This window comes from Kitasatospora setae KM-6054 (genome assembly GCF_000269985.1).
Lineage (GTDB): Bacteria > Actinomycetota > Actinomycetes > Streptomycetales > Streptomycetaceae > Kitasatospora > Kitasatospora setae.
Genome location: NC_016109.1, coordinates 2,104,533 through 2,118,042, shown reverse-complemented (window position 1 = coordinate 2,118,042; position 13,510 = coordinate 2,104,533). Strand labels below are relative to the sequence as shown.

Genomic DNA, 13,510 nt, shown 5'->3' with positions numbered 1-13,510 from the left:
CACTCGACGTAAGCGGACTTTACCCCGTTTCTCGCTGCGGGTAAATTGTGGTCATGGACAGCCCCCCGGTGAACCTGATCCCGTTCGGCCGGCCCCCCGCCGAGCGGGCGGACGCCGCCCGCAACCGCGAAGCCCTGCTCTGCACCGCCCGCGCGATGATCGCGGAGGCCGGGGTCGACCAGGTCACCATGGACGGCCTCGCCGAACGGGCCGGCCTCGGCAAGGGCACCGTCTTCCGCCGCTTCGGCACCCGGGCCGGGATCTTCCGCGCCCTGCTCGACGCCGAGGAGTACCGCTTCCAGGAGCAGGTGCTCGCGGGCCCCCCGCCGCTCGGCCCCGGCGCCGACCCGGTCGACCGGCTGATCGCCTACGGCCGCGCCCGGACGTCCTTCCTGCTGGACCGCCGCGACATCGCCCGGGCCGGACTGGAGCGCAAGGGCCCCGTCCCGCCACTGGTCGGCGCCGGCTTCTCGCACCCGCACATCCGGATGCTGCTCGGCCAGGCCGGCCTCGGCCTCCCCGACCCGGACACCCTCGCCGTCCAGCTGACCAGCGCGCTCGACGGCCCCGCCCTGCTCTTCCTGACCGCCGACCGGCTGCCGCCCGAACCGTCCGGGCCCTGCGGCGGCGGCGAGCTCGACACCCGGCTCGGCGACAGCTGGCAGACGCTGGTCGAACGGCTCGCCCGGCGCTGAACGCGCGCCGCGGGGCGGGCGGGCACGCGAGAGGGGGACGGCCCGCAGGCCGTCCCCCTCTCGTCCCTCGTCCGTGCGCGGCTCAGGCGCCGGTCACCCAGATCATCTTGCGGCCGGTCTCGGCCGGGGCGGTGGGCTCCGCCAGGTCGATCCGGTCCAGCGCGTAGCCGAGCCGGCGCGGCACGGCGGCGCTGGCGGCGTTCGACTCGTCGCAGTGGATCTCGGCCCGGGTGATCCCGGGCAGGGCCAGCGCCGCGTCGGTCAGCGCGCGGGCGGCGGCGGTGGCCAGGCCGCGGCCGGTGTGCTCCCGGTGCACCCAGTAGCCGATCTCCAGCGCGCCGGGGCCGATCCGGCCGTGCAGGCCGAAGCCGCCGATCACCAGGGCCGGTTCCGCGTCCAGACCGAGCAGGTACATGAAGTCGGTGCCCCGGTCCCAGACCTGCTCGCCGCTGGCCGAGAGCTGCTCGCTCTCGGCCAGCGTCGGCACCGTGCGGGCCCAGGGCATCCACGGCCGCAGGTGGTCGAGGTTGGCGATCACCGCGGCGTTCAGCGCCGCGGCGTCCGCCAGCCGGCGGCGGCGCAGGTGCGCGCCGTTGCCGAGGGGCAGCAGCTCGGGCGGGCGGCCGGTGCTGACCGGGCGCACGGCGGTGTCAGGAGCGTCGGCGGAGTGGCTCATGAACGGAGTATGCGCCATGCACGAACCCGCCGACCAGCGGATATCCGGACCACCACCCGGCCGGTCGGTCGGTCAGAGCCGCACCATCACCTCGTCCAGCGGCTTGCGGACCAGGTCCGGCACCCGGGCGTCCTCGGCCGGGTAGCCGACCGGGATGACGTACGCCGCGCGCTCCTCCGCCGGGCGGTCGCAGACCTCGTTCAGGAAGCGCATCGGACTGGGGGTGTGGGTCAGCGTGGCCAGGCCCGCCTGGTGCAGCGCGGAGAGCAGGAAGCCGACCGCGATGCCCACCGACTCCTTGGTGTAGTACGGGCGCGGCGAGTTCGGGCCCTTGTGCACCTCGAACACCACGATCACGGCCGGCGCGTCCTCCAGGAACGGCTTGCGCCAGTCGGTGCCGATCGGGGCCAGCGCCGCCAGCCACTCCTCGGAGGCCCGGTGGTCGTAGAACTCGCGCTCCTCCGCCTCCGCGGCCTCCCGCAGCCGCCGCTTGCGCTCCGGATCGGTGATCACCACGAACCGCCACGGCTGCACGTGCGCGCCGCTCGGCGCCGTCGCCGCCGTCCGCACCGCCCACTCCAGCACCCCCTCGGGCAGCGGGCGGGTCGAGTAGTCGCGCACGGTGCGGCGCTGGTCCATCACGCGGTGGAAGTCCCGGCAGCGGTCGGTCGCCTCGTGGGCGGGGACGTGCATCGGGAGCAGCGGCGTCGTCGGGTGGGACGGCGCCGGGGAGGGGTCGAGGTCAGCCATGGGCGCCAGCACAGCACACCGCCGCCCCCGGCGGAAGACGGCCGGGGGCGGTTGGCGATCATCGGCAAGTACCGGCCCGGGCCGGGCTCCGGGCCCGGCCTCGCGCCGAACCCCGCGCCGGGGTTCGGCTCAGACCTCGCCGACCTTGCCGTCCGCGACCACCAGCCGGCGGTTGACCTGCACCGCCTCCAGCATCCGCCGGTCGTGGGTGACCAGCAGCAGGGTGCCGGTGTACGAGGCCAGCGCGGCCTCCAACTGCTCGATCGCGGGCAGGTCCAGGTGGTTGGTCGGCTCGTCCAGCACCAGCAGGTTCACCCCGCGGGCCTGCAGCAGCGCCAGCGCCGCCCTGGTCCGCTCGCCCGGCGAGAGCGTCCCGGCCGGGCGCAGCACGTGCACCGCCTTCAGGCCGAACTTGGCCAGCAGGGTGCGGACGTCCTCCGGGTTCAGCTCCGGCACGGCCGCCGAGAACGCCTCCAGCAGCGGACGCCCGGCGTCGCCGCCGAACAGGTGCCCGCGGGCCTGCTCCACCTCGCCGACCCGCACGCCCGAACCCAGCGCCGCCGAGCCCGAGTCCAGCTCCAGCCGGCCCAGCAGCGCCGCCAGCAGCGTCGACTTGCCCGCGCCGTTCGCGCCGGTGATCGCCACCCGGTCCGCCCAGTCGACCTGCAGGTCGACCGGGCCGAACGCGAACCCGCCGCGCTTCACCGCGGCCCCCCGCAGGGTGGCCACCACCGAGCCGGAGCGCGGCGCGGCGGCGATCTCCATCCGCAGCTCCCACTCCTTGCGGGGCTCCTCCACCACGTCGAGGCGCTCGATCATCCGCTGGGTCTGCCGGGCCTTCGCGGCCTGCTTCTCGGTCGACTCGGCGCGCTGCGCGCGGGCCTTCTTGTCGTTGTCGCCGCCCTTGCGGCGGGCGTTGCGGACGCCGTTCTCCATCCAGTTGCGCTGCATCTGGGCGCGGGCCTCCAGGCCCGCCTTGGTGTCCGCGTAGTCCTCGTACTGCTCGCGGGCGTGCCGGCGGGAGATCGCCCGCTCCTCCAGGTACGCCTCGTAGCCGCCGCCGTACACGTTCACCTGGCCCTGGTGCAGGTCGAGTTCGAGGACCCGGGTGACGGTGCGGGCCAGGAACTCGCGGTCGTGGCTGATCAGCACGGTGCCCGCGCGCAGGCCCTTCACGAACGCCTCCAGCCGCTCCAGGCCGTCCAGGTCCAGGTCGTTGGTGGGCTCGTCCAGCAGGAACACGTCGTAGCGCGACAGCAGCAGCGAGGCCAGGCCCGCGCGGGCCGCCTGGCCGCCGGACAGCGCCGTCATCGGCAGGTCGAGCGAGACCTTCAGGCCCAGCGAGCCGGCCACCTCCTCGGCGCGCTCCTCCAGGTCCGCGCCGCCCAGCTCCAGCCAGCGGTCCAGGCTCTCCGCGTACGCGTCGTCCGCGCCCGGGCGGCCCTCGACCAGGCCCTCGGTGGCCTCGTCCAGCGCGGCCTGGGCGGCCGCGACGCCGGTGCGGCGGGCCAGGAAGTCGCGCACCGACTCGCCCTCCCGGCGCTCCGGCTCCTGCGGCAGGTGGCCGACGTTCGCGGTCGGCGGGCTCAGCTTGAGGCTGCCGCCCTCCGGGGCGTCCAGCCCGGCGAGCAGGCGCAGCAGGGTGGACTTGCCCGCGCCGTTCACCCCGACCAGGCCGATCACGTCCCCGGGGGCGACGACCAGGTCCAGCCCGGAGAACAGCGTGCGCTCGCCGTGGCCGGCGGCGAGGTCCTTGACGACGAGAGTGGCAGTCATGATGACCACGATTCTAGGCGGCGGCGCGCGGCCCTCCGGACGGGCCCGGCGGGCGCCCCGCCAGGCGGGCCGGGCGGTCGGGACCTAATTCCGTTGCGGCGGCCGCCGGGGGTTCCGTACCCTCGAAGACGTCACAACCCCGCACGTCTGGAGAAGGCCGTTGCTCGTCTGAGGTCATGAGACACCGCGCCACGCCACACCCGTGTCCTTTCCGGGTCAGTAGGCGTGCGGGCGCGAGTGCGACCTCGGCTGGGCGGCGATCCACGGCTCCCGTGCGGGTTTTCTGCGTTCCCCCCGCGACGGCCCTTCTCGCTCCCGCGTCCCCGGTGTCTCCCGTGTTGCTCCCCCTTCCCTACGCGGCGACCTCCAGGAGGCCCCCATGGCGCAACCCACCACCTCGATCCTCTGCACCGACCTCGGCTTCGAGTGGCCCGACGGCCGCCCGGTGCTGAGCGGTTTCCACCTCGCCGTGGGCCCGGGCCGCACCGGCCTGGTCGGCCTCAACGGCGCCGGCAAGTCCACGCTGCTGCGGCTGATCGCCGGCGAGCTCACCCCCACCGCCGGCACCGTCCGGGTCGCGGGCGAACTCGCCTACCTGCCACAGGACCTGACGGTCGCCGCCGACCGCCGGGTCGACGAGACGCTCGGCATCCGCGCCCAGCGCGAGGCCCTGCACGCCATCGAGTCCGGAGACGTGGACGAGCGCCACTTCACCGCGGTCGGCGACGACTGGGACGTCGAGGAGCGCGCCCGCGCCACCCTCGACCGGCTCGGCCTCGACCAGCTCGACCTCGACCGCACCACCGGCGAACTCTCCGGCGGCCAGGCCGTCCTGCTGCACCTCGCCGCCCTGCTGCTGCGCCGCCCCGACGTCCTGCTGCTCGACGAGCCCACCAACAACCTGGACGGCCAGGCCCGGGCCCGGCTGTACGACGCGGTGGCCGGCTTCCCCGGCGTGCTGCTGCTGGTCAGCCACGACCGCGAACTGCTGGAGCGGGTCGACCAGATCGCCGACCTGCGGGACGGCGGGGTCACCTGGTACGGCGGCAACTTCAGCGCCTACCAGGAGGCGCTGGAGAACGCCCAGGAGACCGCCGAACGCCTGGTCCGCAACGCCGAGGCCGACGTCAAGCGCCAGAAGCGCGACCTGGTCGAGGCCAGTCAGCGGCTCGCCAAGTCCGCCGCCTACGGCAAGCAGCGCTCGGTCCGGCGCAACGACCCCAAGGCGCTGGCCGACAAGCTCCAGGGCAAGGGCGAGGAGACCGCCGGCCGGCTGCGCGGCATGCACACCGAACGCCTCAACGAGGCCAAGGAACGCCTCGCCACCGCCGAGGAGGCCGTCCGCGACGACGCCGAGATCCGGATCGACCTGCCCCGCACCGCCGTCCCGCCCGGCCGCACCGTCCTCACCCTGGACGGCGTCCGGCTGGCCCACGGCGGCCGCGGCCGGATCGACCTGGAACTGCGCGGCCCCGAGCGGATCGCCCTGGTCGGCCGCAACGGCTCCGGCAAGACCACCCTGCTGCGCACCATCGCCGGCGACCTCGCCCCCGCCGAGGGCCTGGTCGCCACCCCGGTCCAACTCCGCCACCTCCCGCAGCGGCTGGACGTGCTGGACGACGGGCGGACGGTCTTCCAGAACGTCAAGGCGCACGCCCCCGCCGCCACCGACAACGAGGTCCGGGCCCGGCTGGCGCGCTTCCTGTTCCGCGGCGCCCGGGCCGACCAGCCGGCCGGCACCCTCTCCGGCGGCGAGCGCTTCCGGGCCACCCTGGCCGCCCTGCTGCTGGCCGACCCGCCGCCGCAGCTGCTGCTGCTCGACGAGCCGACCAACAACCTCGACCTGGCCAGCGTCCGCCAGCTCACCCAGGCCCTGGCCGGCTATCGCGGCACCCTGATCGTCGCCAGCCACGACCGCCCCTTCCTCCGGGAGATCGGCATCACCCGCTGGCTGGAGTGGGACGGGGGTGAACTGCGCCCGACCGACCCGAGCTGACATTCCCGACCCGAGCTGACACTCCCGCTCCGAGCTGACACGCCCGCCCCGGCCGGGCCGACCGTCCCACCCCGGTGTCCGTACCGTGGGACGGTAGGCCCTCCGGGGCCGCCGGGAGGGCAGGATCAGGAACGGGCCCGGCCGCACCGCCGCCGCCCGCTCCCGTTCCGCCGCGCCCCCGTTCCACCCCGCTGTGCCCGCTGTGCCCGCTGTGTCCCGTTCTGCCGTTCCGCCCCGCTGTGCCGTTCCACCGCTGCCGTTTCCGTCGTTGCTCCCTGGAGGGTGCGCCGTGTCGCTGGTCGAGATCCCCGGTTCGAAGTCGGTCACGGCGCGCGCGCTGTTCCTGGCCGCCGCGGCGGACGGGGTCACCACCCTGGTGCGGCCGCTGGCGTCGGACGACACCGAGGGCTTCACCGAGGGCCTGCGCGCCCTCGGCTACCAGGTGGAGCGCGCCGAGCGGGAGTGGCGGATCACCGGCCGCCCGCAGGGCCCCGGCGTCGACGGCGCCTCGGTGTTCTGCCGGGACGGCGCGACCACCGCCCGCTTCCTGCCGACGCTGGCCGCCGCCGGGCACGGCACCTTCCACTTCGACGCCTCCGAGCAGATGCGCCGCCGCCCGCTCGGCCCGCTCACCACCGCGCTGCGCGACCTCGGCGTCCGGCTGGAGCACCGCGGCGCCGAGGGCCACCACCCGCTGAGCATCGAGGCGTCCGGCGTCGAGGGCGGCGAGGTCACGCTCGACGCCGGGCTGTCCTCGCAGTACCTGACGGCGCTGCTGCTGCTCGGCCCGCTGACCCGCACCGGCCTGCGGATCCACGTCACCGACCTGGTCTCCGCGCCGTACATCGAGATCACCCTGGCGATGATGCGCAGCTTCGGCGTCGAGGTCGCCCGCGAGGGGAACGTGTTCGACGTCCCGGCCGGCGGCTACACCGCCGCCCGGTACCCGGTCGAGCCGGACGCCTCCACCGCCTCGTACTTCTTCGCCGCCGCCGCGCTGACCGGCCGCGAGGTGACCGTCCCCGGCCTCGGGCGCGGCGCGCTCCAGGGCGACCTGAAGTTCGTCGAGGTGCTGGAGCGGCTCGGCGCGAAGGTCGAGATCGGCACTGACGCCACCACCGTCACCGGCGGCACCCTGACCGGCGGCACCGTCAACATGCGCGACATCTCCGACACCATGCCGACGCTCGCCGCGATCGCCCCGTTCGCCTCCGGCCCGATCCGGATCGAGGACGTCTACAACACCCGGGTCAAGGAGTGCGACCGGCTGGACGCCTGCGCCGACAACCTGCGCCGCCAGGGCATCGACGTCGCCACCGGCCGGGACTGGATCGAGATCCGCCCCGGCAGCCCGAAGCCGGTCGAGATCGAGACCCACGGCGACCACCGGATCGTGATGTCCTTCGCGGTGGCCGGCCTGCGCACCCCCGGCACCAGCTACGACGACCCGGGCTGCGTCCGCAAGACCTTCCCCGGCTTCCACGACGCGTTCGCCGCCTGGGCCGCCCAGCCCGAGGGCTGAGCCGCCCAGACGGCGGAGGGGGTGCGGGAGGGGCGGCGGGCGGGATCAGTCCTTCACCGCGCCGCCCAGGCCCGACACCATGTGCCGCTGGACCAGCACGAAGAAGACCAGCACCGGCACGGTCATCAGGGTCGAGGCGGCCATGATGCCGCCCCAGTCGTTCTCGTCCGGCTTGAAGAACACCATCAGCGCGGCCGGCAGCGTCTGGTGGTCGGTGTCCAGGATCAGCGTCTTCGCGAACACGAAGTCGTTCCACGCCGTGATGAAGGAGAACACGCTGGTCGCCGCCAGGCCGGGGGCGACCAGCGGGAACAGGATCCGCCACAGGATGGTGAACCGGCTCGCCCCGTCGATCCGGGCCGCCTCCTCCAGCGACTCCGGCACCGCCGCGACGAAGCCGCGCAGCATCCACACCGCGAACGGCAGCGAGAACGCCAGGTTCACCAGCATCAGCGAGCCCAGCGAGGACAGGCCGAACCCCGGTGCCACCGACCCGATGTCGCGCACCAGGAAGAACAGCGGGATGGTCAGCGCCTCCACCGGCACCATCTGCGCCACCAGGAACATGATCAGGATGGTGGTCCTGAACCTGAACCTGAACCGGGACAGCGCCACCGCCGCCAGGAACGCGATCGCGGCCGACACCACCACCACGACCACCGCCACCGCCAGGCTGTTCAGGAAGTACCGCCCGAACCCGGACACCCCCAGCGCGTTGCGGAAGTTCTCCAGCGTCGGCGCGAACGTCCACGGCCGCGGGTGCGCCGAGGTGATCTCGCCCTTCGGCTTCAGCGCCGACAGCACCATCCAGTACAGCGGGAACACCGTCAGCAGCGCCAGCACCACGGCGACCGCGTTGGCGCCCTGCCGCAGCACCCGGTTGTCGCGGCGCCTGGCCGCGAAGGGCTTGGTGGAAGGGGACGTGCTGCTCACAGTTCCTCCCCGGAGCGGCGCAGGCTGCGGATGTAGACGGCGGTGACGGCCAGCAGGATCAGCGTCATCAGGACGCCGATCGCCGCGCCGAGGCTGTAGTTCTCGGCGACGAACGCCTTCTGGTAGGCGTAGACGTTGAGGACCAGGTTCTGGCCGGCGATGCCGCCGCCGCCGGTCATCACGTAGATCTGGGTGAAGACCTTGAAGTCCCAGATGATCGACTGGATGACCACGATCACCAGCAGCGGGCGCAGCATCGGCAGCATGATCTTCCGGAAGATCGTCACCGTGCCGGCGCCGTCCAGCCGGGCGGCCTCGACCACGGAGTCCGGGATGGCCTGGATGCCCGCGTAGAGGGTGATCATCACGAACGGGAAGCTGTGCCAGACCACGACCACGGCGACCATCGCGAACGCCGACCACTTGTCGTACATCCAGTTGTGGCCCTGGGTGCCGAGCACCTCGTTGACCAGGCCGCTGTTGGTGTCCAGCAGGAACATCCACACCGTGGAGCCGGTCATCGCCGGCGCCGCCCAGGCGCCCAGCGCGCCGAACATCAGCATCAGCCGGGGCCACCGGCCGACCCGGGTCAGCAGCACCGCGCAGGTCGCGCCGACCGCCAGGGTGGTCAGCACGCAGAACGCGGCGAACGCCAGGGTCTGGCCGAGCACCGACCAGAACTGCGCGTCGCCCAGCACGTCGGAGTAGTTGGACAGTCCGACGAACTCGGTCGGCACCCCGCCGGACGCCTGCGGCTGCCCGAACTTGAGCACCGACAGCAGGCCCAGCTGGTACAGCGGGTAGCCGAACAGCGGGATCAGCACCACGGCGGCGGGCAGCAGCAGCCACAGCGGGACGGGGATCCGGGCCAGGAGCCCGGGGCGGCGGCGGGCCCCGGCGGGGGCGCCGCCCGCCGGGCGGACGGGGGAGTCCCCCTGGTCCGCCCGGGCGGTGACGGTCGTGGCAGGCATCGACAACTTCCGGTTCCTCTAAGGGACTTCGACTACGCGCCGACTACTTGCCGCTGAACGAGGCGTTCATCGCGGCCGCGGCCTCCTTGGTGGCACCGGCCACGTCGGACTTGCCGGTGATGACCTTCTGCAGCATGGTCGGCACCACGCTCTGGGCGTCGATCTTGGCCCAGGCGGCGTCCTTCGGGACGAACTTGGTGCCGGCCGCGATGGTGTCCGTGAACGGCTTCAGCCACGGCTGCTTCTGCACCACCTCGGCCCGCGCCGAGGTCAGCGTCGGCAGGTTGCCCATCGCGTCGAACAGCGCCAGCTGGTTCTTCTTCGACGCCAGCTCCTTGATGAAGTCGGCGGCCAGGCTCCGGTGCTGGGTCGACTTCATCACGCCCAGGTCGTTGCCGCCGGAGAACGCCGGGGCGATCTTCCCGGCCGCGGTGCCCGGCAGCGGCACGATCGCGTACTTGCCCTTCGCCGCGCCCGCCTCCACCGCGCTGCGCGAGGAGTTCGGCAGGATCGCCATGCCGGCCTTGCCCGCCGCGAACGCCTCGACGGTCTTGCCGCCGGTCAGGTCGGCGCACTGCTGCGCCGGGCAGATCGCGTCCGTGAACAGGTCGGTGTACTGCTTCACGCCCGCCTGCGACTGCGCCGAGTCGATCGACGAGGTGTACGCCGAACCGCTGCTGGTCGCCAGGTCGCCGCCGTTCGCCCAGACGAACGGCAGCGCGCCGAAGGTGTACTTGCCGCCGACCGCGATGCCCAGCAGGTCGCCGTGCGCGGCCCGGACCTTCTCCGCCGCCGACTTCAGCTCGTCGTACGTGGTCGGCGCCTGCAGGCCCAGCTCGGTGAACACGTCGGTCCGGTAGTACAGCGCGCGCACGCCCAGCCACCAGGGCAGGCCGTACGTCTTGCCGTCGACCACCGCGGTGTCCTTCAGGTCCTGCGGCAGGTCCTTGCCCTCCTCCCAGTTCGCCAGGTCGGAGGTGATGTCGGCCAGGCCGCCCGAGGCGGTGTAGCCGAACAGGTCGGTGTTGCCGAACTCCACCACGTCCGGCGCCGAGGACGGGTCGTTGAACGCGCCCTTCATCTTCTCGGCGCGCGGGCCCGCGTCGGTCGGGATGTACGACACCTCGACCTCGACGCCCGCGTGCTTGGCCTTGAAGTCGGCGACGGCCTGCGCCACCACCTGCTCCTTCGGCGCCCGGTTCGCCTCGTCGTACAGCCAGACCTTCACGGTGCCGGTCTGCTTGTCCGCGGAGGTCGCGGTCTTCGCGGTACCCGGCGCGCAGGCCGTGGCCACGGTGCCGGCCAGCACGGCAAGGGCGGCACCACGGGCCAGCTTCTTCATGCTCAACGTCATCTCCTCGCCGCAGCGGGACGCACCTGCGCACCCCGGGACGAACCGGGACATGCAGTGGGGGATCGGTGTGAGCGGGACGTTAGAAACTCTCCGGGCACGGCGACAAGAGCAGACCGCGAAAGTTCTGCACTGCAAAACGATGTGCTGCGGAACTGGCACCGAGCCCGGCCGGGCCGTAGCGTCACACCCCATGACCAGCACCGCCGCCGAGAGCCGACCCGCCGAGGGCCGGCCGGAACGCAACCAGTCCGCGTCGCTGCGCCGCGCCCTCGCGGTGCTCGAACACGTCCGGGACCACGCGGCGGCCGGCACCGACCTCAGCCTCACCGCGCTCGCCGACGGCCTGGAGATGTCCAAGTCCACCGTGCTGCGACTGGCCGCCCCGCTGGTCGACGCCCAACTCCTCGCCCGCGACCGCGACACCGGCCACTTCCGGCTCGGCCCCGGCGCCCTCCGGCTCGGCCAGGCCTACCTCGCCACCCTCGACCTGCGCACCGCCGCCTCCGAGGAGGCCCACCAGCTGATGCGCGAGGTCGGTGGCACCGTCCACCTCTGCGTCCCGGACGCCCCGTACGTCGTCTACGTCGACAAGGTCGAGAACGAGACCGCCGTCCGGATGGCCTCCCGGATCGGCAGCCGGGCCCCGATGTACTGCACCGCCGTCGGCAAGGCCATGCTCGCCTGGCTCCCCGAGGACGCCTTCGCCACCGTCGTCGCCGACGGCCTCCCCGCCATCACCACCCGCACCCTCACCTCCGCCGCCGCCCTGCGCGCCGACCTCACCCGGATCCGCAGCCGCGGCTACGCCGTCGACGACCGCGAGAACGAACCCGAGGTCCGCTGCATCGCCGCCCCCGTCTTCGACCACAACAACACCGTCATCGGCGCCATCTCCACCTCCGCCCTCACCTCCCGCATCACCGCCGCCCGCGCCCGCGAACTCGGCCCCGTCGTCGCCGCCACCGCCGCCCGCGTCTCCCGCACCATGGGCTCCACCCGCTGACCCGCCGCGCGCGGGCCGGGCTACACGGCGACCAGTCGAACCCGGTCCCCGCAGAGTCTGGCGAGGTCGTCGACGTCCGAGGTCAGCACCACCACCGGCCGCTGCTGCCGGAGGGCGAGCTCGGCCACCGCGGCGTCGATCGCGTACGTGTGGCCGTGCAGGCCGGCCGCGAGCAGCAGGGCGGACGCGGCCTTGGCCTCCTCCTCGCCGACGGGCGCGATCCGCAGGCCGGAGAGCAGCCACCGAAGCCTGGCGCGGTCGGTCCGTTCGTGGACCGCCTCGATGACGGTCAGCGCGCTGATCACCACCTCCAGGCCCCGGGCGCGGGCCTCCGCGACCAGTGCGACCACCGGCTCGCGGTCGGCCAGCAGCAGCGAGAGCCCCTCGGAGTCGAGCACCAGGGTGCCCTCGTGGCTCAGCTTGCGGCGGGCCATTCGCTCTCCCCGGCGAAGACCTCGTCGAACACCGCGCGGGCGCGCTCCTGCGCGGCGGCCGGGATCGGCCCGTTGCGGCGCTCGTAGTCGGCCAGGTACTCGTCCAGTATCCGGCCGCGCAGCTCGCGCTCGACGGCCGCGGCGACGAACGCCGAGAACTCGCGCTTCCCGACCCGGTCGCGGATCGCCGCCGCGGTGCCCTCGGGCAGCGAGAGGCTGACCCGGGTGGCCGGACCGTCGCCGATGCCGTACGTGCTCTCGCTCTCGGTCATGGACCGAGATTATCAAAGCAGTGGGAAATCGTCCCGGCGGCGCTCCGTCAGACCTCGGCGGGGGCCGGGGGCTGGGGGCGGCGGAGCTTGGTGCCGAGGCGGTCGAGGCCGATGACCAGGGCGCCGAGGACGGCGAACTCGGCGACGAGCTGGACCATCTGGAGGCCGACCCAGGCGTAGCCCTGCTCGGTCGGGTCGAGGAAGAAGTACGGGTAGCGGACCGGGAAGTCCGGGAAGAGGATGGCGCGGGTCTCGGTCAGGACCGCGTAGCCGAGCGGGTAGGAGAGCCAGAGCGGCAGGTCGCGCCAGCGGGAGGCGTTGCGCGGGGAGAACACCAGCCACTCGGCGAGGACCAGCAGCGGGGTGGTGTAGTGCAGGAAGAAGCTCGACCAGTGCTGCAGCCGGTCGGGGCCGGAGAACAGGCCGGGCAGCGGGTTCTCGCCGTGGTTGAGCAGCACGTGCGCGACGATGCCGGTGATGGTGATGTACAGGACGGCGGCGCCGCGCAGCCGGGGCGCCGGGGCGTCGGCGGTGTCGCGCCGGGCCGTCCAGTAGACGGCGCCGAGGAAGTAGCCGAGCACGATCACGTTGCTCTGGATGGTGAAGTACACCAGTGAGCTGTTGCTGAGGAAGATCCCCAGGAACGCGGACAGGACGATGGCGCTGCGCCACCAGGTGGCGGGACGGGCCCAGACGGTCATGCGGTTCACCGGACGTTCGTTTCGGCGGTGCCCCCCGTGGGCACGACAGATCGCCGCACTCTACCCGCCGGTTCGACGGTCGGAAAAGATCACCGGTCGGGGCGGTGCGGGCCGCCCGAGCCGCCCCCGGAAGGAAGCCCGGGGGAAGCCCGGCGGGGTTCAGAAGGAGAGCTGCGCCGGGGTGTGGGTGTGGCTCTCGACGCCCCGCGCGGCGTGGCCGATCAGCTGCCGGGCGAGGTCGTCGCAGGCCCGGGCGGCGGCGAGTTCCTCGCCGACGGTGCTGTCGGCCTCGTCGGCCGGGTTGCGGCGGGCGGTGCCGGTGCCGCGGGCGCCCGGGGCGCTGAAGCCGCTGAGCGCGGCGGTGCAGGTGGTGCGGGACTCGTCCTCGTCGAAGGTCAGGTCGACGATCCAGTGGTTCTGCATGGCG

General features: G+C 73.4%; 14 protein-coding genes. 4 read left to right on the top strand and 10 right to left on the bottom strand.

Going from position 1 to position 13,510, the window contains the following annotated elements; translation table 11 throughout:
* Window positions 1-53 precede the first annotated feature (53 nt).
* Entirely contained in the window at window positions 54-695 is a 642-nt protein-coding gene (locus KSE_RS09370; protein ID WP_033259370.1) for a TetR/AcrR family transcriptional regulator, read from the top strand.
* An 82-nt stretch (window positions 696-777) separates the two neighbouring features.
* On the opposite strand, the gene KSE_RS09365 is transcribed toward KSE_RS09370, so the two are convergent.
* The 3 genes from KSE_RS09365 to KSE_RS09355 all read right to left on the bottom strand — a co-directional run bounded on the left by KSE_RS09365 (window position 778) and on the right by KSE_RS09355 (window position 3,897).
* Window positions 778-1,371, bottom strand: coding sequence for a GNAT family N-acetyltransferase (locus KSE_RS09365; RefSeq protein WP_014135049.1), 594 nt, complete (start codon window positions 1,369-1,371; stop codon window positions 778-780).
* A 72-nt stretch (window positions 1,372-1,443) separates the two neighbouring features.
* Window positions 1,444-2,121, bottom strand: a complete 678-nt coding sequence (locus tag KSE_RS09360) for a nitroreductase family protein (RefSeq protein ID WP_014135048.1) — start codon at window positions 2,119-2,121, stop codon at window positions 1,444-1,446.
* Window positions 2,122-2,250: 129 nt separating this feature from the next.
* On the bottom strand, window positions 2,251-3,897 hold the full coding sequence (locus KSE_RS09355) for an ABC-F family ATP-binding cassette domain-containing protein (RefSeq protein WP_033259380.1): 1,647 nt from the start codon (window positions 3,895-3,897) through the stop codon (window positions 2,251-2,253).
* 379 nt (window positions 3,898-4,276) lie between these two features.
* Here KSE_RS09355 and KSE_RS09350 point away from each other — a divergent pair, with 379 nt between their 5' ends.
* Window positions 4,277-5,893, top strand: a complete 1,617-nt coding sequence (locus KSE_RS09350) for an ABC-F family ATP-binding cassette domain-containing protein (protein ID WP_014135046.1) — start codon at window positions 4,277-4,279, stop codon at window positions 5,891-5,893.
* Between the two features lie 289 nt (window positions 5,894-6,182).
* Window positions 6,183-7,415 carry a 3-phosphoshikimate 1-carboxyvinyltransferase gene (gene aroA, locus KSE_RS09345; RefSeq protein WP_014135045.1) on the top strand — a complete coding sequence of 411 codons (1,233 nt, stop codon included), beginning with the start codon at window positions 6,183-6,185 and terminating at the stop codon, window positions 7,413-7,415.
* Between the two features lie 45 nt (window positions 7,416-7,460).
* Here aroA and KSE_RS09340 read toward each other — a convergent pair whose 3' ends face one another.
* The 3 genes from KSE_RS09340 to KSE_RS09330 are packed head-to-tail and all read right to left on the bottom strand — an operon-like array spanning window position 7,461 to window position 10,661.
* Window positions 7,461-8,291: a carbohydrate ABC transporter permease gene (locus tag KSE_RS09340; protein WP_231873350.1), complete on the bottom strand. Its 831-nt coding sequence runs from the start codon at window positions 8,289-8,291 to the stop codon at window positions 7,461-7,463.
* A 53-nt stretch (window positions 8,292-8,344) separates the two neighbouring features.
* The gene (locus tag KSE_RS09335) at window positions 8,345-9,319 is read right to left on the bottom strand and encodes a carbohydrate ABC transporter permease (protein WP_014135043.1); all 975 of its coding nucleotides are present in this window, start codon (window positions 9,317-9,319) and stop codon (window positions 8,345-8,347) included.
* Window positions 9,320-9,362: 43 nt separating this feature from the next.
* A complete protein-coding gene (locus KSE_RS09330) occupies window positions 9,363-10,661 on the bottom strand; it encodes a sugar ABC transporter substrate-binding protein (RefSeq protein ID WP_033259368.1) in 1,299 nt (432 codons plus the stop codon).
* 202 nt (window positions 10,662-10,863) lie between these two features.
* Between KSE_RS09330 and KSE_RS09325 the strand changes: the two genes are divergently transcribed.
* Entirely contained in the window at window positions 10,864-11,676 is an 813-nt protein-coding gene (locus KSE_RS09325) for an IclR family transcriptional regulator (RefSeq protein ID WP_014135041.1), read from the top strand.
* A 20-nt stretch (window positions 11,677-11,696) separates the two neighbouring features.
* Here KSE_RS09325 and KSE_RS09320 read toward each other — a convergent pair whose 3' ends face one another.
* The 4 genes from KSE_RS09320 to KSE_RS09305 all read right to left on the bottom strand — a co-directional run bounded on the left by KSE_RS09320 (window position 11,697) and on the right by KSE_RS09305 (window position 13,506).
* The gene (locus KSE_RS09320) at window positions 11,697-12,110 is read right to left on the bottom strand and encodes a hypothetical protein (RefSeq protein WP_014135040.1); all 414 of its coding nucleotides are present in this window, start codon (window positions 12,108-12,110) and stop codon (window positions 11,697-11,699) included.
* A complete protein-coding gene (locus tag KSE_RS09315; RefSeq protein ID WP_014135039.1) occupies window positions 12,092-12,382 on the bottom strand; it encodes a hypothetical protein in 291 nt (96 codons plus the stop codon). Before KSE_RS09315 ends, KSE_RS09320 begins: the two co-directional genes overlap by 19 nt.
* A gap of 47 nt (window positions 12,383-12,429) precedes the next feature.
* Entirely contained in the window at window positions 12,430-13,083 is a 654-nt protein-coding gene (locus tag KSE_RS09310; RefSeq protein ID WP_014135038.1) for a Pr6Pr family membrane protein, read from the bottom strand.
* A gap of 159 nt (window positions 13,084-13,242) precedes the next feature.
* The gene (locus KSE_RS09305) at window positions 13,243-13,506 is read right to left on the bottom strand and encodes a DUF1876 domain-containing protein (RefSeq protein WP_014135037.1); all 264 of its coding nucleotides are present in this window, start codon (window positions 13,504-13,506) and stop codon (window positions 13,243-13,245) included.
* Window positions 13,507-13,510 lie beyond the last annotated feature (4 nt).

Coding starts and splice junctions, on each gene's coding strand:
- KSE_RS09365 (WP_014135049.1), bottom strand. CDS start 1,371: ATGAGCCACTCCGCCGACGCTCCTGACACCGCCGTGCGCCCGGTCAGC.
- KSE_RS09350 (WP_014135046.1), top strand. CDS start 4,277: ATGGCGCAACCCACCACCTCGATCCTCTGCACCGACCTCGGCTTCGAG.
- KSE_RS09355 (WP_033259380.1), bottom strand. CDS start 3,897: ATGACTGCCACTCTCGTCGTCAAGGACCTCGCCGCCGGCCACGGCGAG.
- KSE_RS09305 (WP_014135037.1), bottom strand. CDS start 13,506: ATGCAGAACCACTGGATCGTCGACCTGACCTTCGACGAGGACGAGTCC.
- KSE_RS09335 (WP_014135043.1), bottom strand. CDS start 9,319: ATGCCTGCCACGACCGTCACCGCCCGGGCGGACCAGGGGGACTCCCCC.
- KSE_RS09310 (WP_014135038.1), bottom strand. CDS start 13,083: ATGACCGTCTGGGCCCGTCCCGCCACCTGGTGGCGCAGCGCCATCGTC.
- KSE_RS09315 (WP_014135039.1), bottom strand. CDS start 12,382: ATGACCGAGAGCGAGAGCACGTACGGCATCGGCGACGGTCCGGCCACC.
- KSE_RS09330 (WP_033259368.1), bottom strand. CDS start 10,661: ATGAAGAAGCTGGCCCGTGGTGCCGCCCTTGCCGTGCTGGCCGGCACC.
- KSE_RS09320 (WP_014135040.1), bottom strand. CDS start 12,110: ATGGCCCGCCGCAAGCTGAGCCACGAGGGCACCCTGGTGCTCGACTCC.
- KSE_RS09370 (WP_033259370.1), top strand. CDS start 54: ATGGACAGCCCCCCGGTGAACCTGATCCCGTTCGGCCGGCCCCCCGCC.
- KSE_RS09325 (WP_014135041.1), top strand. CDS start 10,864: ATGACCAGCACCGCCGCCGAGAGCCGACCCGCCGAGGGCCGGCCGGAA.
- KSE_RS09360 (WP_014135048.1), bottom strand. CDS start 2,121: ATGGCTGACCTCGACCCCTCCCCGGCGCCGTCCCACCCGACGACGCCG.